Origin of the sequence: Clostridium sp. CMCC3677 (genome assembly GCF_023845585.1) — a bacterium.
Taxonomy (GTDB): domain Bacteria; phylum Bacillota; class Clostridia; order Clostridiales; family Clostridiaceae; genus Clostridium; species Clostridium aquiflavi.
In genome coordinates this window covers 88,375-111,654 of the sequence record NZ_JAMQHS010000004.1, presented here as the reverse complement: position 1 = coordinate 111,654, position 23,280 = coordinate 88,375, and the positions used below count along the sequence as shown (strand labels likewise).

Below are 23,280 nucleotides of genomic sequence, written 5' to 3'. Positions count from 1 at the left end.
TTATATGCCATTATTAATAGTTGCTATAGGAGTTGCATTATTACTATTATTGATGATTGGATTTAAATTAAATGGTTTTATATCACTAATTTTAGTTTCACTTACAGTTGGTATAATGGAAGGAATGCCAATAGTTAATGTAGTAAGCTCTATAAAATCAGGTGTTGGAGGAACTTTAGGAAGTTTAGCTCTTATAATTGGATTTGGAGCTATGCTAGGTAAACTTATGGCTGATAGTGGAGGAGCACAAAGAATAGCTATAACATTAATAAAGAAATTTGGTAAAGAAAAAATACAATGGGCAGTAGTTATTACAGGGTTTGTTGTAGGATTTGCATTATTTTATGAGATAGGTTTTGTTTTACTTATACCACTTGTATTTACAATAGCAGCTGAAGCTGAAATACCACTTTTATATATAGGTGTACCTATGGCTGCAGCACTATCAGTAACTCATGGATTTTTACCACCGCATCCAGGACCAACAGCTATAGCAGGAGTTTATAATGCTGATATAGGTAAAACTTTATTGTATGGTGCAATACTTGGAATTCCAACAGTAATACTTTCTGGACCAGTATTTACAAAGTTTTTAAAAGGAATGGAGCATCCTATCCCTAAAGGATTATATAATCCAAAGATATTTACAGAGAAGGAAATGCCAAGTTTTGGAATAAGTGTATTTACAGCATTAATTCCAGTTATTTTAATGGCAGTACAAGCTATAAGTAAAATGACTCTTTCTGGTGATTCACAAATAGTTAAAATAACAGGATTTTTTGGAGATCCAGTAATTGCATTATTAATTTCAGTTATTGTAGCTATATTCACTTTTGGATTAAACAGAGGCAAAAAAATGCCAGAGGTTATGCAAACCGTAAGTGAATCAATTAATACAGTAGCAATGATAATATTAATCATTGGCGGTGGTGGTGCTTTAAAGCAAGTTCTTGTTGATAGTGGAGTGGATAAATATATTGCAAGTATAATGCAAGGTAGTAGTATATCACCACTTTTACTAGCTTGGTTAATCGCCGCAATACTAAGAGTTGCATTAGGATCAGCTACAGTGGCAGCTATGACAGCAGCTGGAATAGTAGCACCACTTATAAGTGCAACTGGAGTTAGTCCAGAGTTAATGGTAATTGCAACAGGAGCAGGTAGTTTAATATTTTCTCATGTTAATGACCCTGGATTTTGGATATTTAAAGAATATTTCAATTTATCAATTACTGAAACATTAAAGTCTTGGTCTGTAATGGAGACAATAATTTCAGTATGTGGACTTGTAGGAGTTTTAATTTTAAATGTTATTATTTAAAATGTTATTATTAAAAAATATAGTAAATTAAATATAAGAGGAGCGATAGTTATGAACGTAGGAATAATTGGACTTGGAAAGATGGGATTTAATATAGCATTAAATTTGCTAAACCATAATCATTCAGTAGTGGCATATGACTTAAGTGATGAAAGTGTTAATAATATTTCAAAAGAGGGAGCAAAAGGTGTTAATAGTATTGAAGATTTAGTTAAACAGCTTCCAGAAAGAAAAATCATATGGTTAATGATTCCATCAGGAAAAGCAGTTGATAGTACAATAGAAGAAATAATAAAATATATAAATCCTAATGATATAATAATTGATGGAGGTAATTCAAACTATAAAGATACCCTAAGAAGATATAAGTTTTTAAAAGAAAAGGGAATTGACTTTATTGATTGTGGAACTAGTGGAGGAACTAGTGGTGCTCTTAATGGTGCATGTACAATGATTGGAGCAGAAGAAGATGTGTTTAAATATTGCGAAGAGTTATTTAAAGACTTATCTATTCAAGATGGATATTTACATGTTGGAAAACCTGGAAGTGGACATTTTACTAAAATGGTTCACAATGGAATAGAATATGGAATGATGCAATCAATAGCAGAAGGATTTGAAATTCTTTCTAAAAGTGAATTTGATGTAGATTATGAAAAGGTAGCTAAATTATGGAATAATGGTTCAGTAATAAGAGGATGGCTTATGGAATTAGCACAATCAGCTTTTAGTAAAGATAAAGACCTAAGTAGTATAAAGGGAATAATGAATTCTTCAGGAGAGGGAAAGTGGACAGTAGAAACTGCATTAGATTTACAAGTACCTGCACCTGTGATTGCATTATCATTAATGATGAGATATCGTTCACTTGAAGAAGATACATTTACAGGTAAGGTTGTTGCAGCCTTAAGAAATGAATTTGGTGGACATGAAGTAAAAAAGAATAAATAAAAATATATTAAGAGGTTTCACATAATGATTTTTTTAATAATTATGTGGAATCTCTTTTTTAATTAAGAAAAATTATTACTGTTATATTTTTTAGATTAGTAATATTTACAAAATATCATCATAAAATTATATAGGTATAAATTTAATTAGGAGAGAATGATATGGATTTAGAATATTACGATAAAAAGTTTTTAGAAAATAAAAAAATAATATTAGAGAAAATAGATCAAGGAAAGCAAGCAGGAATAAACAAGGTGTCAGCAGTATTTGCTATAAATGAAAATGATGAAATGAAAAATAAGATGGTAAAAGAAATAGCTACATGGCTAATGGAAGATGGATATAAAATATCTCTTAAAGAAGATGAGTTAAAGATATTAGTAATAGAATGGGACTAGTATTATATTTATATAAATATAGTAGTATAATTATATTATTAAAAGTTTAAATTTTTATGAAAAAAGAATTATATGAGGTAGATAAAATGAAGAAAAGCAAAATAGTAGATTTAGAAAAGATGTCATCATCAAAATTTTTAAATATGTATAAAATTCAGTATCAAAATAAATTAGGAAATATAAAGGACTGGATTGTTGCATCTAGAAAAAGCGAAGAAACATTAAAAAATCGTTATTTTAATGGCACAGAAGACAAGATAGATGGGGTAGTTATAGCAGCTTTTCATAGAGAAGAAAAAAAGTTAGTTATAATAAAGCAATATAGAGTGCCAATAAATAATTATGTTTATGAACTTGTAGCAGGTCTTGTAGATAACAATGAAGATATAAAAAGTACTGTTAAAAGAGAATTAAAAGAAGAAACAGGATTAAGACTTTTAAATATAACTGAAAAAGGAAATAATAAGCTATATATATCACCAGGAATGACTGATGAAGCATTAGCATTTGTTTATTGCACATGTGATGGTGACTTTTCAAAAGAGTATCTAGAAGAAGATGAAGATATAGAAACAATGCTTGTATCTCAAGAAGAGGCAAAAGAGATTATAAAAAGTAAAAATAATATAGATGTGAAGTGTTTTTTAATTCTACAAAGTTTTGCAGAATTAGGAGAAAAAATGTTTATATAAGGACATTAAAGTAATGTAAGGTTACATAGTATTTATTATATAGATTTTTACAAAATAATATTAGTATGGAGGTTAGAATACTTCCTATATTATGAAATCCACAATATTGAACTACCCCTGTCAAGTAGAAAGGGGGCGTTTAATATTGTGGATTTTTTATTCTTTAGGGGATTATAAAAAGCTTAAATTTGAGTATAATTTCTAGAATACTGTATTTTAAAGGTATGATGAGTATGTTTAAAGTCGCCTAGAGTAATTTATTTAAACTAATTGAATTTTATATGAATATGGGATTAAGTTTTAATTTTAATAATTCATGGTATTTCTATAGTTTTTTAATATCTGTCAAATTTATTATTTTAATACATTAACATGGAGGAAAAATGTATTAAAAAAGAGAATATATAACAATACAAGTGAGATAAGAGTCAAATATAGATGTTAATAAAAGAACATAAAATGATATAAAGGAGTTTGAAATGAGATTTAAAATAGAATTTGATTTAAAAAATCAATATTTACCATTAGATTATCGTCCGGTAATAATAAGTCTATTTAAACATAGTCTAACTGAATATGATGAAGGAAGACATTTTGATACTTACTATGAAGTGGGACGAGAAAAACAATTTACATTTTCAGTTGCAATTCCAAATAGTAAATTCTCTAAAGAAATAATATTAGTACCAAATAAAAAAATAAATATATTATTTAGTACTGGAGATATTGCAACAGGGATAGTATTTTTTAATGCTCTGTCTATGCAAAAAAATAAAGTGTATCCATTAGCAAATGATAATACTATGATTATAAAAAATATTTTTATTGAAAAAGAAGCTGTGATAACAAAAGAAGAAATTCAAATAATATTTAAATCACCATTATGTGTAAGAAATCATGTGAAGGAGAGCAATAAGGATATATATTATTCTTATGAAAAGGAAGGTTTTAAAGATGTGTTTATTAAGACATTAAGAGCTCAAGTAGAAAATTCCAATTTGTTTACTTCTTCTATTTTAAATGGATTTTCAATAAGACCAATACAGTGTAAAAAGACAGTTGTCAGACACCATAAGCAATTTATTGAGGTTACTGTGGGGAAATTTATATTAACAGGAAACATAGCATTATTAAATTATTTATATAAAAATGGCTTAGGAAGTCGTAAGTCAGGTGGTTTTGGAATGCTTGATATACTTAGTTAGGGGGTATTATGAAAAGTATTATTAATGATGAAAAATTTAATACAAGGATAGAGACATCGGATTGGCGATATAGTGCAAGTATAGTTGGTCTTATAAAATACTTTAATTTTCTTAGTGATAAGGGATTAGAGGAAGAAGAAAATCTATACAAGATATATGATGATGTTATTGAATATGATAGTAATCAAATTACAGATGAAAGATATTTGTTATTTGTTGAGGAGTATTTCAAAGAGTATATGCATCATAAAACAGTTGAAGATTTACTTAATATAAGTGAAGTTACGGAAGAACAAATAAAAATAATAAATAGTAAATTAAAAGCTAATAAAGTAATGCAGAAATTTTTTAAAAATATTAAATTATCAGTTGATAATAAGGAAACTATTCAAGAAAAAATTAATGAAAATAGACTTGAAATAATAAAAGAAACATATAGAGGAGGGAAAAGCTTATATGCAAAGTTTGCCAATACAAATAGTTTATTAGATGATGCAAGCAATATCTGTAGGATTCAAAACTACAATATAGATATACCTAAAAAGGGTAAGAGCATTTCATATAACTGGGATTTTAAAACGTATAAATTTGAGGAAGAAAAGGAATTTGATTTTATTCCATTTGCATTTTCAAAGTCATATGAAGGTTTTTTTATAAATAACAATTATTCTATAAAACAATTACTTAATACAAATGATTTGATTATAGATAGTGAAAATCCAAGAACTACATTATTTTCTGAGTTAAAGGATTCAGCAAAGTTTATTGATTTTGATGTTGAAGTAATTATTAAGGATATATCAAATGATTATTTTGAAACATTATATATAAGAAAGAGTGCTATAGATGTTTTGAAGCAAATAAAAAACTATAGTGGAATTCAAATAAAATATAAAGTTAATGATAATTACTATATAAATTTTGAAAAAGAAGTAACAGATAAGATACTAAATAACATAAAGCTAGACTCTTTAATAGAAATGCTATTAAAATCGCAATCTAATTACTCATATACTGTAAAAACACTTATAGAAATAAATACATTAATTTATGGAGGGGAAAAAATGGATAAGCAAATGAAATCAGCCTATGCAAGTGCTAAAAGGGTAATGGCAGAAATACCAGAAAATAAAGTTAATAGTTATAAACAAAAATTAATTAGTTCAATAACATTTAAAGATTATGAAAGGTTCTGCGAAGTATTATTACAGCTATCATCATATTCGGGAGTAATATTTGATTTTGCTTATGATTTATTTGCAGATTTTGAAGAAAATAAAAATATAGCATATACATTTATCAATGCCTTAAACAAAGGGGATGGAGGAAAAAAAGATGAAAAATAAAGCATTAACATTAACAGTAGTAGCAAATATGACATCAAACTATGGTGAGGGGTTAGGAAATATATCAAGCGTACAAAAGGTTTTTAAAAACGGGAAAAGCTATGCAACAAGGAGTAGGGAAAGTCTTAAAAATGCAATAATGGTTCAAAGTGGAATGTATGAAGATTTAAAAACAGTTGTAGATAAAAAGGTAAATCAAAAGGTAGTTTCTAAGGAATTAAATGCATGTAATTGCAGAGCTTTAGAAGGTGGATATATGAACACTATGGAAAATACTTATATAAGAAAAAGTTCATTTTATTTGACAGATGCAATTGCTTGTGATGACTTTGTAAATGAAACAAGGTTCCATAATAATTTATACCTTGCAGGAAACTTTGCAAAAAATAATAATATTAATCTACAAGCAGATGCTGGTAAATGCGGGCTTATGCCATATCAATATGAGTATGATAAAACATTAAAAATGTATAGCTTAACTATAGATCTTGAAATGATAGGAAAAGATGAAAACTTTGAAACGCCAGAGGCAGATGCAAAAGAAAAGGCAGATAGAGTTATATCGATGTTAGATGCTGTAGAGAATCTTAATCTAGTTGTTAAAGGTAATCTAGATAATGCAGAGCCATTATTTATTGTAGGTGGACTAACAAATAGAAAAACTCATTATTTTGAAAATGTTGTAAAGGTTAAAGAAGATAAAGTCTTAATTACTGAGGATTTAAAAGATAGAATAGCAAATGGATGTTCTGTAGCATTATTAGAGGGTGGAAACTTTAAAAATGAAGAGGAAATAAAAAATGAATTACAACCAACTAGTGTTACAAAATTCTTTGAGGAGTTAAGAGAAAAAGTTAACACATATTATGGGGTATAAGATATGGAAGTTCTAAGAATTAGATTAACTCAAAGTAGTGCAAATTATAAAAAAGAAGAAACTGTTATAAATAAAATGACCTACCCACTTCCACCATTTTCAACTGTAATAGGAGCAATACACAATGCTTGTGAATACAAATCATATCATCCTATGGATATTAGTATTCAGGGTAAATATGAATCCATGCATAAAGAACCTTATACAGATTATTGCTTTTTGAATTCCATTATGGATGATAGAGGGATTTTAGTTAAAATGAAAAATGGATCATTACTATCAACAGCCTTTGATAAAGTTGGAAAAGCAATAAAATCTAAGGGAAACAGTTTTAGAAATGGTATTACAATACAAGTTTATAATGAAGAATTATTAAAAGAATACAGGGATTTAAAAAAATTATCAGATGAAATTGCAAAGTTTAAAAAGGATAGATTAGATAAGGTTTTAGCCATTGTAAAAAAACGTAAAAAAACATTGGTAGATAAAAAAAAGAAGTTTAAAGGTAATTCTGAAAAATTAAAAGGAATAGTTAAAAGAGAACAAGAAATAAAGCAACTAGAAAAAACTATTAATACCAGGTTTAAAGAGTACAAAGTTGAGCAATATGAGATACCATATTCTAGGTTTGCTAGTATAACAACATCTTTAAAGTACTATGAAGTTTTAAATAATATAGAGCTAGTACTTCATATAAAGAGTGATAAAGATACTCTTATAGACATTAAAGAAAATATATATAATTTAAAATCAATAGGTAGAAGTGAAGATTTTGTAGATATTAAGGATGTTTGTTTTGTAGATGTTAAAGATGAATTTGAAGAGGGAATTACTAGCGAATACTCTTCATATATAGATTGTGATTTGATAAAGAATGAGAAGGTATATTTAAATGTAGGCGAAAAAATAAACGCAAATGGAACAAAATATTATTTGAATAAAAATTATAAAATAGAGAATAGTAAACGTGTTTTTGAAAAGAAAAAAGTTGTTTATGCTTCAGCATATAGTGCAGATGAAGGTGATAATAATCTTTATTTTGATATTGGTGAGGATAAATCATATATAGTTAATTTTAATTAGAATTTAGGGGGAGTATTGTGGATTTATCAATATATAAAGCAAAACCAAACAAAACAATAAGGCAGCATACAGATGAACTATTAGCAAATCTTGAGACTTTACAGAATTTCAATTATATAAAGGATAACTATGTATATAAGCTTACAAAAGTTGCTTGTGAGTATCATGATTATGGAAAAGCTAATAGAGAGTTTCAAAAAAGAATACAAAACAATAGCACCTTCAATGAAAATACTGAGATGGCTCATAATGTGCTGTCTCTTTATTTTATAAATCAAGGTGAGTTTGAGAACAAAGAAGACTACTATAAGGTTGTATTTGCAGTATTATATCATCACAATTATTGTGATAACTTAATAGAAATATCAAATCAGGAACGTAAACAATTAGCAAAAAAGTTATTAAGTGATTTTGAGATTTACTCAATTAAGATTAGTTTACCTACTAAGATAAAAAATATATCAAAAGATAGAGATGCAATTTTAATTAAAGGACTTCTTAATAAATGTGATTATAGCGCAAGTGGAGAAATGGTAATTGAATATATAAATGATTTTTTAGTAAGTGGGCTTAATAATTTATTAAATAATTGGAAAAAGAAGAACCCAAAGGCGAATTGGAATGAGCTCCAAGAATTTTGTATAAAAAATACTGATAAAAATATTATAGTTGTTGCTCAAACAGGTATGGGAAAAACAGAGGCTGGATTACATTGGATAGGGAATAATAAGGGATTTTTCATATTGCCTCTTAAAACAGCTATAAATTCAATTTATAAAAGAGTTAAAGATGATATTTTAGAAGAAAAGGAAATTGAATCTAGATTAGCTTTATTACACTCAGATGCCTTAACTTATTATAATAATCATAAAAATTGTGAAATGGATATTATGGAGTATTATAAGCATGGCAAGCAATTATCTATACCTATTAATATTTCTACATTAGATCAGTTATTTGATTTTGTATTTAAATGTCCAGGGTATGAACTGAAAATCGCAACCTTATCATATTCAAAGATAGTTATTGATGAAATTCAAATGTATAGTAGTGATTTATTAGCATATTTAATTTATGGAATTAAAGTCATAAATAAATTTGGTGGTAAGGTTGCAATTTTAACAGCAACATTAGCACCATTTATAAAAGATTTTTTAAAAGATGGTGAAGATCTAATAGAATTTGAAGAAGCTACATTTATTAATGATAGTAAGAGACATAATATAAAAGTTTATGATAGTGAAATTGATTGTAATTTAATATACAAAAAGTACCAAGAAAATAATGAAAAAGGAATAAGTAATAAGATACTTGTTGTTTGTAATACTGTAAAAAAAGCACAACAGATATATCAGGAGTTATTAGAAAAAGGTGTAGAAGAACTTAATCTACTCCATAGTAAGTTTATCAAGTGTGATAGAGCTGAAAAGGAGGCTGCTATATTAGAGTTTGGTAGAACTGAAAAGCAAGGTAGTGGAATATGGATATCCACACAAATTGTAGAGGCTAGTTTAGATATAGATTTTGATTATTTATTTACAGAATTATCTGATATAAATGGCTTATTTCAAAGACTTGGAAGATGTAATAGAAAAGGAAGTAAAACTATAGATGAGTATAATTGTTTTGTATTTTTAAAAATAGATAGTAATCTTTTAACAAATGGGGATAAGGGTTTTATTGATAGTAAAATACATTGTTTATCTAGAGAAGCATTAATGTACGTTGATGGTATATTAACAGAAAAAGATAAGATAAATATTATAAATAAGTACTTAACTACTGAAAATTTAAAAGGTAGTGATTATTTTTACAAATATAAAAAGTTTGAAAGATGGGTAAGAGATTTAGAACCATATGAACTAGATAAAAGAGATGTGAAATTAAGAGATATAGTTTCTTATGATGTAATTCCTAGAAATATTTATGAAGAGTATCAAAGAGAAATAGATGAAAATTGCGAACTTTTATTAGATAATAAAATACAGACTTCAGAAAAGATAAAATTAAAGGAAGAGGTTAAGAAATATACTGTTCCTGTAGGTAGATATGATATAGAGGTAAAGGGGAAAAAGTTAAAATTTAAATCACTTCAATTAAGTAAATATGAATTTATTGATATTATTGATTGTAATTATAATGAACTTGGTTTTATAAGATTAACAGCTCAAGAAGTTAAAGGGTTAGAGGAAAGCTTTGATAATTTTCTATAATATGTGGGGGAGATTTTATGTACAAGCCAATTAGTGGAACTATGATTTATTATTATATTGTGTGTAAAAGAAAACTATGGTATTTCTACCATGAGATTCAGATGGAAGTAGAAAATGAGAATGTTCAAATAGGAAAGGTTATTGATGAGACTACTTATGCAAGAGAGGAAAAGCATATTAATATTGATGATGTAATTAGTATTGATTACATTAAAAATAAAGGGATATTACATGAGATAAAAAAAAGTAGAAAAATAGAAGAAGCAGGTATAATGCAAATAAAATATTATTTGTATTATTTAAAGCAAAAAGGTGTTGAGGGTATTAAAGGTAAGGTTGATTATCCATTATTAAAGCAAAGCATTGATATAGAATTAACAGAAGATGATGAAAAAAATATTGATGAATTAATAATAGATTTAAAACAAATTGTAAGTATGACAATTCCACCAGTATTAGATAAGAAGAAAATTTGCAAGAGTTGTGCATATTTTGAACTCTGCTATATTTAAAAAGGAGTGAATGGAGATGAAGCGTAGTTTCTATATTTATAATAATGGTGAAATTAAAAGGAAGGATAATACATTAAGATTTATAAATAGTGACAATGAATATAGGGATATACCTATTGAACAAATTGAAGATATATATGTTATGAGTGAGATGACATTTAATACAAAATTTATTAATTATGCATCTAAATATAAAATACCCATTCATTTTTTTAATTATTATAGCTTTTATACAGGAAGTTTTTATCCTAAAGAAACTTTATTGGCAGGAGATTTATTGGTAAAGCAAGTTAGGTGTTATGAAGATAGTGAAAAACGTTTATATATAGCGAAGAAGTTTATAGAATCAGCAGCAGCAAATATCTATAGAAATTTAAGGTATTATAATGGTAGAGGTAAAGATGTTGAAAAAGCTATGATAGAAATTAATTCTCTTAAAAGGAAGATATCAGAAACCAAAAGTATTAATGAGTTAATGGGTATTGAAGGCAATATTAGAAAACAGTATTATTCAACTTGGAATATTATCGTTAATCAAAAGATAGATTTTGAGAAAAGGATTAAAAATCCTCCAGATAATATGATAAATACAATGATATCTTTTGTTAATGGTTTAGTGTATACAAGGGTTTTATGTGAGATTTATAGAACACAACTTAATCCTACAATAAGTTATTTGCATGAACCAGGAGTAAGAAGATTTTCCTTAAGCTTAGATTTGGCAGAAATATTTAAACCTATTTTAGGAGATAGATTGATTTTTTCAATGTTAAATAAGAATCAGATAACTGAAAGTAGCTTTACTAGGGAACTGAACTGTTTACATTTAACTAAAGAGGCATCTAGAAGTATATCTATTAAATTTGATGAAATGTTAAAAACTACAATTCATCATAAGGAGTTAGGAAAAGATGTAACATATAAGCGTTTAATAAGGCTTGAGTGCTATAAATTGATAAAGCATATTATAGGTGAAAAAGAATACGAAGGATTTAAAATGTGGTGGTAGGTGATATATTAAATGTATGTGGTTTTAGTATATGATATAAGCGGTGATGAAAATGGACAAAGAATATTAGGGCGTGTTTTTAAAATATGCAAGAAATATTTAACTCATATACAAAATTCTGTTTTTGAGGGAGAGCTAAGTAATGGGCAAATTGCACAACTGAAAGCAGAGTTGAATAATTTTATTAGAAAAGATATTGATTCTGTGATAATATTTAAAAGTAGGAGTCAAAAATGGCTTGATAAAGAATTTTGGGGTAAAAAGGATGATGCAACATCCAATTTCTTTTAAAGTTATTTAATAATATATTTTATTGTCGATATCAGATAATGCTAAATTTATGGGGGGACGACAATGTATTGATGTTAGTAGTGCTTAGAAGGTTATTTTATGAAATGTATGTTAATTATAAAGTTAAATATAATTAATTTATGTACATTGACAATTTTTATGCTAAGACCGTTGAAATTACTTGTTTAGTATAGATACGTGTTTTAATCTAACCATATTGGAATGTAAATTTTAGAAAATCTATAATATCAATATTGTCTTTGAATGTTTTAATCTAACCATATTGGAATGTAAATAAAAATAAAGAAGTTAGTGTAGAAGAAAAAGAAGATGTTTTAATCTAACCATATTGGAATGTAAATATTTGAGATACTTCTAAAACTTTTTTATCCATATATGTTTTAATCTAACCATATTGGAATGTAAATTTAGATAACTTAAAAAAAGCTTTTGTTGATGCTGGGTTTTAATCTAACCATATTGGAATGTAAATAACGTAGATGATAACAGAAATATTGAAGTTGCTAGAGTTTTAATCTAACCATATTGGAATGTAAATCTTGAAATAAAAACAAGGGTGAGATGTAGCCAAAGCGTTTTAATCTAACCATATTGGAATGTAAATCAACTTATAACTGCGAGTAAATTAGCTGCTGCATTGGTTTTAATCTAACCATATTGGAATGTAAATCAATAAGGACAACATTTAATATTTTTATCTATATTCGTTTTAATCTAACCATATTGGAATGTAAATCATTAGATAAATATTTAAAAATAATAAAAGAAGGCGTTTTAATCTAACCATATTGGAATGTAAATTCAACATTGTTAGCATTAATTAATCCAAAATTTGATGTTTTAATCTAACCATATTGGAATGTAAATCAAAAAGAAAATAAGGAAGAATAGTTTTAGGTAGCAGTTTTAATCTAACCATATTGGAATGTAAATATATTATTTAATACTCATATGGTCCAAGCAATATTAGGTTTTAATCTAACCATATTGGAATGTAAATACAACAATCAATACAGGAATTAAATACTATTTTGATGGTTTTAATCTAACCATATTGGAATGTAAATTTGGGAAAATTAATGTTATCTTTCTGAGATGAATTAGTTTTAATCTAACCATATTGGAATGTAAATAAAGACTAAGCAAAGGCAGATAAAAGATATAAAGGGTTTTAATCTAACCATATTGGAATGTAAATGATGAATATCAAGCAATAGCAAGAAAAGTAGCTGATGTTTTAATCTAACCATATTGGAATGTAAATGAGGAAGAACTTCCTGGGTTAGTCAAGAGTTGGAGAAGTTTTAATCTAACCATATTGGAATGTAAATGCTTATGATGGTACTGATATAGCTTCAGCAAGAGATAGTTTTAATCTAACCATATTGGAATGTAAATGAATGAGAATAGAAGAGGTATTGCAATTGAAGTTAAGTTTTAATCTAACCATATTGGAATGTAAATTTTATAAAAAATTGTTTTATATTATCTAATAGTTGTCGTTTTAATCTAACCATATTGGAATGTAAATAAAAGATCTAATATTTTGCATTTACAACTATAAAAGTTTTAATCTAACCATATTGGAATGTAAATGCTTATGATGGTACTGATATAGCTTCAGCAAGAGATAGTTTTAATCTAACCATATTGGAATGTAAATAAGATTAAAAGCACAAGGCGTAACTTCATGTACAGGTTTTAATCTAACCATATTGGAATGTAAATGATGGTACAGATTATATACAAGATGAGCCAACTGGAGTTTTAATCTAACCATATTGGAATGTAAATAATTATATATTTAATGAAAAAAAACCTTTAGTAATAGTTTTAATCTAACCATATTGGAATGTAAATTGAAAAAATGCTACTTAGAGATATGCTTTCTTTTGGGTTTTAATCTAACCATATTGGAATGTAAATAAAAATACATGATAGTATTTCAGACAAATTAAGATTGTTTTAATCTAACCATATTGGAATGTAAATAAATATCCATCACGACCACATGGTAAAACTACATCTGTTTTAATCTAACCATATTGGAATGTAAATGAGATAAAAGAGTATTTAGATAAAAGAATGAATGCTGTTTTAATCTAACCATATTGGAATGTAAATATCTATATCATTCTTATTTCTATTTTTCTATCTTCGTTTTAATCTAACCATATTGGAATGTAAATTTAAATAACTCACACCATATTTCCATAACACAGGTTGTTTTAATCTAACCATATTGGAATGTAAATACACCAACAACTACTACAGCACCTAACGCTGTAACAGTTTTAATCTAACCATATTGGAATGTAAATTGAGTACAACATGAAAATGCGGGTGAAATGTATTAAAGTTTTAATCTAACCATATTGGAATGTAAATTTTCGATACCTTCTCTCTAAAATTTTAAGTAATAAAGTTTTAATCTAACCATATTGGAATGTAAATCAGTCTTACCCTTACCCGGTAAACCAAAATATCCAGTTTTAATCTAACCATATTGGAATGTAAATTGCTTTGGACCACATCTTTCACATACTCTCTCATCTTGTTTTAATCTAACCATATTGGAATGTAAATTAACTTTTGATTGGCTAATAAAACCTAATAATTTTGGTTTTAATCTAACCATATTGGAATGTAAATCAATATAGACAAAAAGGTTATGCAACTCATTTAATTGTTTTAATCTAACCATATTGGAATGTAAATTTATTTTACTAGTTTGTCCAAAAATTTTTAAAGACCGTTTTAATCTAACCATATTGGAATGTAAATGATGAAATACTTGATGATGTTAATACTGCAATTAATGTTTTAATCTAACCATATTGGAATGTAAATAAGTATACCCATCCTGCTCCAAGGAATAATTCTATAGTTTTAATCTAACCATATTGGAATGTAAATGATATTAACTATGTATTGGAATGCTAATAAAGATGCTAGTTTTAATCTAACCATATTGGAATGTAAATTTGTTAAACTGTATTACAACTAATGGATTTATAAGAAGTTTTAATCTAACCATATTGGAATGTAAATTAATAAAAGTTCATCTAGGCCTTATTTTGCTATTGCCAGTTTTAATCTAACCATATTGGAATGTAAATGTACTTATAAGTTGGTAAAGCTCCTCCCCCCATTAAGTTTTAATCTAACCATATTGGAATGTAAATTCTTTCATTCTAAATATAAACTTACTTAAAGGTTGTGTTTTAATCTAACCATATTGGAATGTAAATAAAGCCGAACCTAATGCTTTACAATTAATGTAAATGTTTTAATCTAACCATATTGGAATGTAAATATAAATGTCAAGTTAATGTTGGTTCTTTCCAAACTTAATTGAATCTTCTATAATATTCAAGTTTAAGTACTTTGTTTTTTTATGTATTAAAATTGCAACGCCTATACATAATTCTTTTGATTACCTTAATTTTATTTACTGAACCTTCAGCTAGACCGTTATTATAATCATATTTTATGAAGCCTTCGAGCTTCATAAATCAACTTTTGTTTTCTATTAATCTTTTCATTGTTATTAGTTTCTTTTATAGAAGTTGAAGGAATTTTCTTGTTTTTATCATCTAATTTAGTATTTGATTTCTGCTTATTAGATAATTTTATAGGTATTCTATTTTTGAGATATTTAGATAGATAATCTTTACAATAGCTTGTTAGATTTTTTTATATGTGAAATCTATCGCTAACTTGTATTGAATCAGGATGAGAGGTTTTAATAGCGTTATTATATGTAATAGATCCATCTCGTGAAAATAATTTAATATTAGGATATTCACGTAGCCACGTAACTACATCATTATATTCTCTTGACTCAATCATATCAACGATTGCATGAGTTTCAATGTCAACCATTACTGTTCCATAAGTTTTTCTTTTCCTAAGTGCAAAATCATCAATACATACTTTAGTAATTTGGGTTTTATCAAATATTATGCTATCTTTTTTTTAGAGAGTACATATAGTACTTTTACCTATATCTACAACATTATCTCTCAAATAGTTTTGAGCTGCTATTGAACTCATATTCATTGAAATTTTTGTTATTGTATTTGTTAAGCGAATTGTTTTTTTACTTTTAGGATGAAAACAAGAAAAGCTTTCTGCGAAAGTCTTTCGGTAACATTCACCATTTAAACAAAAATATTTTTTATTATTTAAAATAATTTCTACTTTTTTATCTTGAATAGGTAAATCTTGAAAACTTCTTTTGTATCTAGAATGAACTTTTGAAGAATATTGTCCACAGTAAGGACACTTGCATGTAGTTAAATTTGAAGCAACATTAATATAAATTGTATTATTTATAATTGCATGATTTATATAATCTAAATTTTTATCTAAGAATTTAATAAGCCTATCCATTTTGATGTCCTCTTTCAAGTAAATTTCTATGTTAATTATACTAGAAATCAACTAACTATGGAAAGAACCATTCTTATCTTATCACTTATATGTAAATCAGTAATAATCCAATATACATAAAATCTGTTTGTACTCGTTTTAATATTTTACCTTATTGGGATATAATAAAATGTAGAGTATTAAACAGATGGAGGGAATTATGACTGTATATTTGAATACAAAGAGGCAATTTGAAAATTATAAAGAACTTAGTATGGAAGAATATTTTATAAATAAAAAAATATCTACTAAAAATAAACATGTTTGTATAACAAGGGCATGAAGATTTGATAAATCAAGTATTGCAGATATTCTGGGTGCTTATTATTCAAATGCAACAGTATTTTTACTGTTGGGATACTATAGTAACATTTCTAATAAGATAGATTTAGATATAATTTTAAATAGTAAGGATATCAAAGAAGCTGTTAAAAGTGCGTTAAATGCTATAGGGAAGGAGATAGAATGTTTAAGGGAAGCATTATTATTAATAGCTTGAGTTGACAAAACTAATTGAGATGGTTAGACAAGTTATGTTTATGATATAATTACCAAATATATAGTGTAAATAAAGTTATGATAATTAAAGTAAAACAATAAGAAGTTAACTAATGATTAGCTTCTTTAATCCAACTAGATGTAAAAACTAGTACTTTTATAATGATTAAAAAAATCAAGTAGATATGTAGATATAAAGATAAGAACAAAAAAATTGTGTGATTGAATGCTACTTGAGGAGAGAATCCTAGAAGAAGGGCGATGAAGTAATATGAATATAGAAAAAGTTAAATATAATGGTCACGAAATACTTAATGATTTAGAGATAGACTTTAAAGATAATAATGGTAATATACTTAACACTATTATTATTATTGGTGAAAATGGTTCGGGAAAGACTACTTTATTAAAGAGTATTTATGATTCATTTGATATAGATGAACGTGGATACAAAGAGATTGAAGACTATAAAGTAGAATTAACGCCGTCATTATATACAGTAACTGTGAAGTTAGGGGACAACGAAATTGGAATGTTACACCCAGATGTTATTTTTGAAATAGGTGAAAGTCATAATGCACCTAAAATTGTGTATATGCCAACGGAAATTAACTTTGAAAAGATTAACAAGGTGGATAATACTTTAAACTTTACACCACATTTTCAAAATGTAATTGATCAAAATATGACACAAAATATACCATCACTTATAGCAACTAAAATAAATAAAGAAATATTTAGAAATAGAAATAAGACTATAGGTGAAGTAATAGATAAGGTTTGTGAAGATATAAATAGTATTTTTTCAGTTATGGATTTAGATGTTAAATTAGTTGGTTTATCTGAAACAAATGAGACAAAACCTATATTTAGAAACAGCTTAGGTAAAAAATTTGATATTACAGGTTTATCATCAGGCGAAAAGCAATTATTTTTAAGAGCATTATCACTAAAGTTCTTGGAGGTAAACAATTCAGTAATATTAATTGATGAGCCAGAAATATCCCTTCATCCACAGTGGCAAAAAAAGATAATTGATGTATATGAGAGTATAGGAAATAATAATCAATTAATTATTGCAACACATTCACCACATATTATAGGGGATATAGAATCAAAACAATTAAGAGTAATAAAGAGAAATAAGAATGGAATTAAGATTGTTGATAATAATGAATTGAATGAAACTTATGGCAAAAGTATAGGGGATATTCTAAGTACAACTATGAAATTAGATAGTTTAAGAAATGAAGATATTACTAATAAGTTAAATAAAATATATGAATTGTTAAATAAAAATTTATATGATACAACAGAATTTAAGGAAACATTTGGTTATTTAAGAAAATATTTAGGTGATTTAGATAAGGATATTATTAGAATAAGATTAGATATATCAGTTAGGAACAAAAAGAATGCTAAAGGTTAATAAAGAACAAGAGCCAGACTTTTTATTGGAGTATAAGAAAAGATATTCTCCTAAATCATGGACTGATTACAATAAAGATGATATAAAAGCTAAAATTAAAGAAAATATTTTAATTATAGAGCAAGAAGAATTTTGTCCTTATTGTGAAAAGAGAATATATACAAATGATGATGGTCATATAGAACATATTAAACCAAGAGATGTATACCCTAAAGAGTTTCAATTATATAACAATATTTTAGTTTCATGTAATGAAAAAAATAGTTGTGGAATGCATAAAAAAAATAATTATAATGATAAATTCATAAATCCAGTCATTGATAATCCTAAGGATTACTTTGATTATAATATTGCTAATGGTGAAATAATTCCTAAGAATAATAATGAAGAGAGCAATGAATATGTAAGAGCGAGCTATACAATTGATACGTTAAATTTAAATAGTTACCAATTAAAAGAAGCTAGAAAATCTTTAATCGATATATTAGATGTCTATAGAGAAAATTATGACGAGTATAATGAATATCTACAATTTTTCTTAGATGATGGTCATAATTTCCCTAGTTTAATTAAATTATATATGGAATTGTAAAAAAAGAGGTTCGGATATATCATTAACCTATGATGAAAGAGAATTTATGGGGATTTCTGAAAAATGAAGAATCTCGTATATGTGAAGAAAATGAAGATTATTTAGATGATATAATTCAATATTTGCCTGAAAAGATTTATTATGAAGCAAATAAATAAAAGAAGCGTTGCTCCTGATTAAAACCCATCAGGAGCAACGCTTCTTTATATATTAATGAATAAAACCTTGGATTAAGAAGTAAATAAGGAAGATAGCAGATGTGATACACATAGTTACTGATAAATCTTTCTTCTTATTACTAAATAATTTACATATAGGATATAAAATAAATCCAAAGGCTATGCCATCTACAATACTATAAGTTAATGGAATTAAAATTACCACTATAAATGCTGGTATTAACTCTGTTAAATCATCAAAATTTAATTGTTTTAGATTTTGGAACATTAAACTTCCTATGATAATAAGAATTGGAGCTAATGCTGCATTTGGAATTATTGATATAAATGGTATAAAGAACAATGAAAGTAAAAATAATAATCCAGTTATTATTGATGTTAATCCAGTTCTTCCACCCGCTGCAATGCCCGCTGCTCCTTCAACAGTAGAAACAGGAGGACAAGTTCCTAAAAAGCCATATGCAATAACAGAAAATCCTATTGATGTTAAAGCTTTTTCAGATTTTTCTGGAGTCTTTAACATTCCATTTAATTGACCATGCAATAATCCTATATTTTCAAATATTAAAACTAATGTTAATGAAAATGTAGAAATCCAAAAGTTTGGAGTTAGTATAGCACTAAAGTCAGGATTAAAGAATATATCTTTATAAGCTCCGAAATTAGGAAGTGAAAACGTAAGATTACTTATATCTACAATTCCCATAAATATAGAAATAATTGTACCTACGATAATTGAAATCAAGAATGCACCAGGTACATTTCTAATAAACAATATTAATGTAATAATCATAATTATTATGAATGCTATAACTTCAGGACTAGTTATATCTCCAAGCTTTAATAAATTAGAAGGATCAGATACTATAAGACCTGATTTTGATAATCCAATAAGTGTAATAAAAAGTCCAATACCAACTGTAATGGCTTCTTTTAAATTATTTGGAATAGCTTCAGTTATATTTTTAGCAAGTGGAGTAAGTGCAACTATTGTTAATAAAATTCCTGATACTATTACTGATGCTAGTGCTTGATAAAACGTAAGCCCTAAAGTTTTTACAACAGTGTAAGTAAATAGTGCATTGATTCCCATACCGGGCATAATGATTAGAGGAGCATTACTAACAAACCCCACTATAAGACAACCTAGTAACGAAGATAGAACCGTTGCGATAATTAATGGTTCTATAGGTATGCCCGAATCACTTAGTATGCTAGCGTTTACTATAATAATGTATACAGCAGCAAAAAATGATGTAAGTGCGGCTATAGTTTCCCTCCTTATTGTAGAATTGTGTTCAGTTAATTTAAAAAATTTATTCATCCTTTCGACCAACTTTCAAAATCTCCCTCGCCCACCCGCACAAAAAGTGCAAGTCTATTATATCATCCATAATAAAAAATTCAATATAAATGTATATTGAAAATATTTTTTTGGCAAACTAAAAAGTTATTTTAATATATAAATTTTGATATAATTTAATAATTTATTATTTCTGTGTTGCATAAAATAAGAAATTATGAAAATAATAGTGAAATTTTTAGAAAAATGTATAATTTTCGAAAAAACATAAAACTTTTAATATTTTAATTTATATTATATTAAATTAATGATAATAAACGTTTTTAATAAATTAAATTATTAAATATTATATAATATATATGTTGAAGATATTAAGAGGTTATAAATTTGTTTATCTAAAATAATATTTTATAACTATTATGTGCATTTAATATAAAAATTACTTAAGGTATTCAAGATAGTTATATTTTAGCAAATTTAAAAAGTAAAGATATAGATTTACTATTCGATAATAAATGGGGTAAAATAGTTTTTTTATAATAAATATACAAAAAAGAAAAATTAATTAAATAGGGGATGATGATATGAATGAATATATCTACAGAAAACATTTAAGAAATCCAGGTAAATATTTATTATTAATGATGGGGTTTGTTTTATCAATATTAATAGAAACTGGCATAATATCATGTCTTAAATCAATAAATGAAGATATGTTAATTTTTGCTGGAATTTTTGCAATTATAGCATTAGCTATATTGACTATAATAGGATTAGAATATTTATTACTTTATTTTGTAATGTTTAGGAAATTTAAAAAGGTTAGTGTAGAACTTACTGATTCAGGAATAATATATAAAAATATTAAAGGAACAACTTTTATTAGATATGAAGAAATACAAGCTATACAATTTCCATCTATAAGGTATTTTGGAGGATGGACAAAAATTAAAAGTAAAGAAAAAAATATTAGATTAACGGTTGTATTAGAAAATATAGAGCATTTTATGCAAGATTTAAAATGTATATTAGATGAAAAAAATTTAAGTCATGTGTATAATGATAAAAAATTATATAACTTTAGGAAAACAGCTACATATAGTGATCAAAGTTGGGAAAGAGTATATGAAAAAATAAAAAGTTTATCAGTTACATATTTTATATGTATATTAATTTCAATATTATACTTAGGATTTATTAATCTTTATGCAACACAAATAATTTTCCAATTATTAATTACATTATATCCTTTTTTTGCATTTATATTTAGTGAAATAATTTTAGGATTCAAACTTTCTAAAGATATAAAAACAAGCGGAAAAATAATTACAAAAAGAAATAAAGAATTTGAAAATAGAGTATATAAATATACATCTATAGTTCTAGGAATTTTAACTTTATTAATACTTATAATTTCAATGATATAAATTATACTTAATAAGAAATTTAACTATTTAATTTATATAATACAAAAGAAATTTTAGATATTCAAAAAATATAATATTAAATAAATAATGAAAATTATGATTAATATTATTAAAAAGTGATATAATTTCTAATAGATTATAAAATTATAATTATTGGAAAAGAAGGGTTTGAATAGTGAATTTTGAATTAGAAAAAATAAAAAAAATTAATTTAATATTGAATTCATTATGTATTTTTAAAGATTTACTTAATGATGATGTAATTAGTTCTTATAAGGAGTTAATAAGTTATTTAAATAAGAACGAATTTGATATTAATAATTTACTTAATTACTATAATACTTTTACATATAATCTTATAGAAAAATCAGAAGAACTATCTATAAGGAAATATATTATTGATAAAATTCTTATGGAGGATAAAGTATTTAAAAAGATCATATCTAGTAATGATTTAACTAATAAATTAATAACTAAACAAACTAAATATGAACTTACATTATTGGAAGAATTATCAAACACAAAAAGTGAAGACATAAAGAGAGCTATTTTAGAAAAAGGGTTTTTATCAGAATTTGAAAAATCAATTATTAAAAATTTAATTACTTGGAATGAAGATATAAAAATTAAAACTGAAGATAATAAAATAGAAAATAAAGTAAAGCAAAAATTATTTAGCAATAAAAATTGGGACACTTTATTAGAGGAGATAATAGAATTTTATAATAAATATGGAATTGAAGAGATTAATTAATAATTATAGATGACTTTATTCATTAGTTATAGGTAGAAATCTAAAAAACTGCAATATAAGTAATAAAATACAAAGGATAACTTCTTTTCTTTGAGTAAAAATATTAAAGAAAGGAAGTGGAGTTTATGTCTAAGAGTAAAAAAGACAAGTTAATACAACAAACAGGAAATCTATCTCAGTCAAAAGTTAAATCATATCAAGAGAATAAAGAATATCTTGATCGAACTAAAATAGAAACTAATAATACTAATAATAAATTTTTCTGATTTTTAAATGTTAAATAATAAAACTAGAAAAACTGAAGTAATCATTGAATTTGCATTACTTCAGTTTTTATTTATTATAGAGTTTGAAATAGTATTACTTTAAGCGAGAATTTTAACTAAAGATTAAAATACATAAGTACTAGTATGCAAGATGTAATAAAAAATAATTAAAATAGATATAGTAATATTTATAATAACAATATAGATATTAATGATATGGTGTATTTTTTATCTGATTGATAAAAAATATGAAAAATTATTGACAATATAAAAACAAAGAGATACAATTATGAAAAATTAAACAATAAATACATTGATTGAGAAAAGTAAATTTTATATTACTTATAAAGAGAGCTTATCATTTGCTGAAAGATAGGATTTGTAAAAGAATTGAAAATCACTCATGAGTAGTTAGCTGAAGATATAATTATTGTGTAAGCAAGACCGGTAGCAACCGTTATATTGCCAAATATTAAATA

Annotated in this window: 23 protein-coding genes, 1 CRISPR repeat array and 1 other annotated feature (1 of these 25 only partly in view); of the genes, 20 read left to right on the top strand and 3 right to left on the bottom strand. The window is 25.7% G+C overall.

Features of this window, described 5'->3' with window-relative positions; translation table 11 throughout:
* Positions 1 to 4: 4 nt before the first annotated feature.
* The 12 genes from gntT (at position 5) to cas2 (ending at position 11,898) form a co-directional block, all read left to right on the top strand.
* Positions 5 to 1,321 carry a gluconate transporter gene (gene gntT / locus NG901_RS05905; protein WP_252212819.1) on the top strand — a complete coding sequence of 439 codons (1,317 nt, stop codon included), beginning with the start codon at positions 5 to 7 and terminating at the stop codon, positions 1,319 to 1,321.
* Between the two features lie 51 nt (positions 1,322 to 1,372).
* Positions 1,373 to 2,272, top strand: coding sequence for a phosphogluconate dehydrogenase (NAD(+)-dependent, decarboxylating) (gene gnd / locus NG901_RS05900; protein ID WP_252212818.1), 900 nt, complete (start codon positions 1,373 to 1,375; stop codon positions 2,270 to 2,272).
* A 161-nt stretch (positions 2,273 to 2,433) separates the two neighbouring features.
* Positions 2,434 to 2,670: a hypothetical protein gene (locus tag NG901_RS05895; RefSeq protein ID WP_252212817.1), complete on the top strand. Its 237-nt coding sequence runs from the start codon at positions 2,434 to 2,436 to the stop codon at positions 2,668 to 2,670.
* 86 nt (positions 2,671 to 2,756) lie between these two features.
* Positions 2,757 to 3,362, top strand: coding sequence for an NUDIX hydrolase (locus NG901_RS05890; protein ID WP_252212816.1), 606 nt, complete (start codon positions 2,757 to 2,759; stop codon positions 3,360 to 3,362).
* A 479-nt stretch (positions 3,363 to 3,841) separates the two neighbouring features.
* Complete coding sequence (gene cas6 / locus NG901_RS05885) at positions 3,842 to 4,567, top strand: CRISPR-associated endoribonuclease Cas6 (RefSeq protein ID WP_252212815.1); 726 nt, start codon at positions 3,842 to 3,844, stop codon at positions 4,565 to 4,567.
* A gap of 8 nt (positions 4,568 to 4,575) precedes the next feature.
* The gene (gene cas8a1 / locus NG901_RS05880; RefSeq protein ID WP_252212814.1) at positions 4,576 to 5,913 is read left to right on the top strand and encodes a type I CRISPR-associated protein Cas8a1/Csx8; all 1,338 of its coding nucleotides are present in this window, start codon (positions 4,576 to 4,578) and stop codon (positions 5,911 to 5,913) included.
* A complete protein-coding gene (cas7i, locus tag NG901_RS05875) occupies positions 5,903 to 6,790 on the top strand; it encodes a type I-B CRISPR-associated protein Cas7/Cst2/DevR (protein ID WP_252212813.1) in 888 nt (295 codons plus the stop codon). The genes cas8a1 and cas7i overlap by 11 nt, the downstream gene beginning before the upstream one ends.
* Positions 6,791 to 6,793: 3 nt before the next feature.
* Positions 6,794 to 7,873, top strand: coding sequence for a CRISPR-associated protein Cas5 (cas5, locus tag NG901_RS05870; protein WP_252212812.1), 1,080 nt, complete (start codon positions 6,794 to 6,796; stop codon positions 7,871 to 7,873).
* 17 nt (positions 7,874 to 7,890) lie between these two features.
* Complete coding sequence (gene cas3 / locus NG901_RS05865) at positions 7,891 to 10,086, top strand: CRISPR-associated helicase Cas3' (RefSeq protein ID WP_252212811.1); 2,196 nt, start codon at positions 7,891 to 7,893, stop codon at positions 10,084 to 10,086.
* A gap of 17 nt (positions 10,087 to 10,103) precedes the next feature.
* Complete coding sequence (cas4, locus tag NG901_RS05860; protein ID WP_165415737.1) at positions 10,104 to 10,598, top strand: CRISPR-associated protein Cas4; 495 nt, start codon at positions 10,104 to 10,106, stop codon at positions 10,596 to 10,598.
* Between the two features lie 16 nt (positions 10,599 to 10,614).
* Complete coding sequence (cas1b, locus tag NG901_RS05855) at positions 10,615 to 11,607, top strand: type I-B CRISPR-associated endonuclease Cas1b (protein ID WP_252212810.1); 993 nt, start codon at positions 10,615 to 10,617, stop codon at positions 11,605 to 11,607.
* A gap of 12 nt (positions 11,608 to 11,619) precedes the next feature.
* On the top strand, positions 11,620 to 11,898 hold the full coding sequence (cas2, locus tag NG901_RS05850; RefSeq protein ID WP_165415735.1) for a CRISPR-associated endonuclease Cas2: 279 nt from the start codon (positions 11,620 to 11,622) through the stop codon (positions 11,896 to 11,898).
* Between the two features lie 200 nt (positions 11,899 to 12,098).
* Positions 12,099 to 15,235: direct repeats of the CRISPR family, unit length 30 nt; unit sequence GTTTTAATCTAACCATATTGGAATGTAAAT.
* Between the two features lie 380 nt (positions 15,236 to 15,615).
* On the opposite strand, the gene NG901_RS05845 is transcribed toward cas2, so the two are convergent.
* Together NG901_RS05845 and NG901_RS05840 are read right to left on the bottom strand one after the other, a co-directional pair.
* Positions 15,616 to 15,849, bottom strand: coding sequence for a transposase (locus NG901_RS05845; protein WP_353847545.1), 234 nt, complete (start codon positions 15,847 to 15,849; stop codon positions 15,616 to 15,618).
* Between the two features lie 48 nt (positions 15,850 to 15,897).
* Positions 15,898 to 16,314, bottom strand: coding sequence for a transposase family protein (locus NG901_RS05840; RefSeq protein WP_252212808.1), 417 nt, complete (start codon positions 16,312 to 16,314; stop codon positions 15,898 to 15,900).
* A 199-nt stretch (positions 16,315 to 16,513) separates the two neighbouring features.
* On the opposite strand from NG901_RS05840, the gene NG901_RS17125 reads away from it, so the two are divergent.
* From NG901_RS17125 to NG901_RS17120, 5 genes are all read left to right on the top strand, one after another.
* The gene (locus NG901_RS17125; RefSeq protein ID WP_286675179.1) at positions 16,514 to 16,636 is read left to right on the top strand and encodes a hypothetical protein; all 123 of its coding nucleotides are present in this window, start codon (positions 16,514 to 16,516) and stop codon (positions 16,634 to 16,636) included.
* Positions 16,637 to 16,705: 69 nt separating this feature from the next.
* Complete coding sequence (locus NG901_RS05835) at positions 16,706 to 16,852, top strand: hypothetical protein (protein WP_252212807.1); 147 nt, start codon at positions 16,706 to 16,708, stop codon at positions 16,850 to 16,852.
* A gap of 270 nt (positions 16,853 to 17,122) precedes the next feature.
* Positions 17,123 to 18,280, top strand: coding sequence for an AAA family ATPase (locus NG901_RS05830; RefSeq protein WP_252212806.1), 1,158 nt, complete (start codon positions 17,123 to 17,125; stop codon positions 18,278 to 18,280).
* On the top strand, positions 18,267 to 18,872 hold the full coding sequence (locus NG901_RS05825; protein ID WP_252212805.1) for a retron system putative HNH endonuclease: 606 nt from the start codon (positions 18,267 to 18,269) through the stop codon (positions 18,870 to 18,872). Before NG901_RS05830 ends, NG901_RS05825 begins: the two co-directional genes overlap by 14 nt.
* A gap of 29 nt (positions 18,873 to 18,901) precedes the next feature.
* Positions 18,902 to 19,030: a hypothetical protein gene (locus tag NG901_RS17120; protein ID WP_286675178.1), complete on the top strand. Its 129-nt coding sequence runs from the start codon at positions 18,902 to 18,904 to the stop codon at positions 19,028 to 19,030.
* Between the two features lie 52 nt (positions 19,031 to 19,082).
* Here the strand turns inward: NG901_RS17120 and NG901_RS05820 are convergent, their stop codons facing one another.
* The gene (locus NG901_RS05820; protein WP_252213059.1) at positions 19,083 to 20,375 is read right to left on the bottom strand and encodes an NCS2 family permease; all 1,293 of its coding nucleotides are present in this window, start codon (positions 20,373 to 20,375) and stop codon (positions 19,083 to 19,085) included.
* Between the two features lie 563 nt (positions 20,376 to 20,938).
* On the opposite strand from NG901_RS05820, the gene NG901_RS05815 reads away from it, so the two are divergent.
* From NG901_RS05815 to NG901_RS05805, 3 genes are all read left to right on the top strand, one after another.
* Entirely contained in the window at positions 20,939 to 21,781 is an 843-nt protein-coding gene (locus NG901_RS05815) for a hypothetical protein (protein WP_252212804.1), read from the top strand.
* Between the two features lie 175 nt (positions 21,782 to 21,956).
* Positions 21,957 to 22,535, top strand: coding sequence for a hypothetical protein (locus NG901_RS05810; RefSeq protein ID WP_252212803.1), 579 nt, complete (start codon positions 21,957 to 21,959; stop codon positions 22,533 to 22,535).
* Positions 22,536 to 22,660: 125 nt separating this feature from the next.
* Positions 22,661 to 22,801 carry a hypothetical protein gene (locus tag NG901_RS05805; protein WP_252212802.1) on the top strand — a complete coding sequence of 47 codons (141 nt, stop codon included), beginning with the start codon at positions 22,661 to 22,663 and terminating at the stop codon, positions 22,799 to 22,801.
* Between the two features lie 304 nt (positions 22,802 to 23,105).
* Positions 23,106 to 23,280, top strand: a binding site (T-box leader); it runs 83 nt beyond the window's last position.

Coding starts and splice junctions, on each gene's coding strand:
- cas6 (WP_252212815.1), top strand. CDS start 3,842: ATGAGATTTAAAATAGAATTTGATTTAAAAAATCAATATTTACCATTA.
- cas5 (WP_252212812.1), top strand. CDS start 6,794: ATGGAAGTTCTAAGAATTAGATTAACTCAAAGTAGTGCAAATTATAAA.
- NG901_RS05805 (WP_252212802.1), top strand. CDS start 22,661: ATGTCTAAGAGTAAAAAAGACAAGTTAATACAACAAACAGGAAATCTA.
- NG901_RS05815 (WP_252212804.1), top strand. CDS start 20,939: ATGAATGAATATATCTACAGAAAACATTTAAGAAATCCAGGTAAATAT.
- NG901_RS05820 (WP_252213059.1), bottom strand. CDS start 20,375: ATGAATAAATTTTTTAAATTAACTGAACACAATTCTACAATAAGGAGG.
- cas8a1 (WP_252212814.1), top strand. CDS start 4,576: ATGAAAAGTATTATTAATGATGAAAAATTTAATACAAGGATAGAGACA.
- cas1b (WP_252212810.1), top strand. CDS start 10,615: ATGAAGCGTAGTTTCTATATTTATAATAATGGTGAAATTAAAAGGAAG.
- NG901_RS05890 (WP_252212816.1), top strand. CDS start 2,757: ATGAAGAAAAGCAAAATAGTAGATTTAGAAAAGATGTCATCATCAAAA.
- gntT (WP_252212819.1), top strand. CDS start 5: ATGCCATTATTAATAGTTGCTATAGGAGTTGCATTATTACTATTATTG.
- gnd (WP_252212818.1), top strand. CDS start 1,373: ATGAACGTAGGAATAATTGGACTTGGAAAGATGGGATTTAATATAGCA.
- NG901_RS05830 (WP_252212806.1), top strand. CDS start 17,123: ATGAATATAGAAAAAGTTAAATATAATGGTCACGAAATACTTAATGAT.
- cas7i (WP_252212813.1), top strand. CDS start 5,903: ATGAAAAATAAAGCATTAACATTAACAGTAGTAGCAAATATGACATCA.
- NG901_RS05895 (WP_252212817.1), top strand. CDS start 2,434: ATGGATTTAGAATATTACGATAAAAAGTTTTTAGAAAATAAAAAAATA.
- cas4 (WP_165415737.1), top strand. CDS start 10,104: ATGTACAAGCCAATTAGTGGAACTATGATTTATTATTATATTGTGTGT.
- NG901_RS17120 (WP_286675178.1), top strand. CDS start 18,902: ATGATGAAAGAGAATTTATGGGGATTTCTGAAAAATGAAGAATCTCGT.
- cas2 (WP_165415735.1), top strand. CDS start 11,620: ATGTATGTGGTTTTAGTATATGATATAAGCGGTGATGAAAATGGACAA.
- NG901_RS05825 (WP_252212805.1), top strand. CDS start 18,267: ATGCTAAAGGTTAATAAAGAACAAGAGCCAGACTTTTTATTGGAGTAT.
- NG901_RS05840 (WP_252212808.1), bottom strand. CDS start 16,314: ATGGATAGGCTTATTAAATTCTTAGATAAAAATTTAGATTATATAAAT.
- NG901_RS17125 (WP_286675179.1), top strand. CDS start 16,514: ATGACTGTATATTTGAATACAAAGAGGCAATTTGAAAATTATAAAGAA.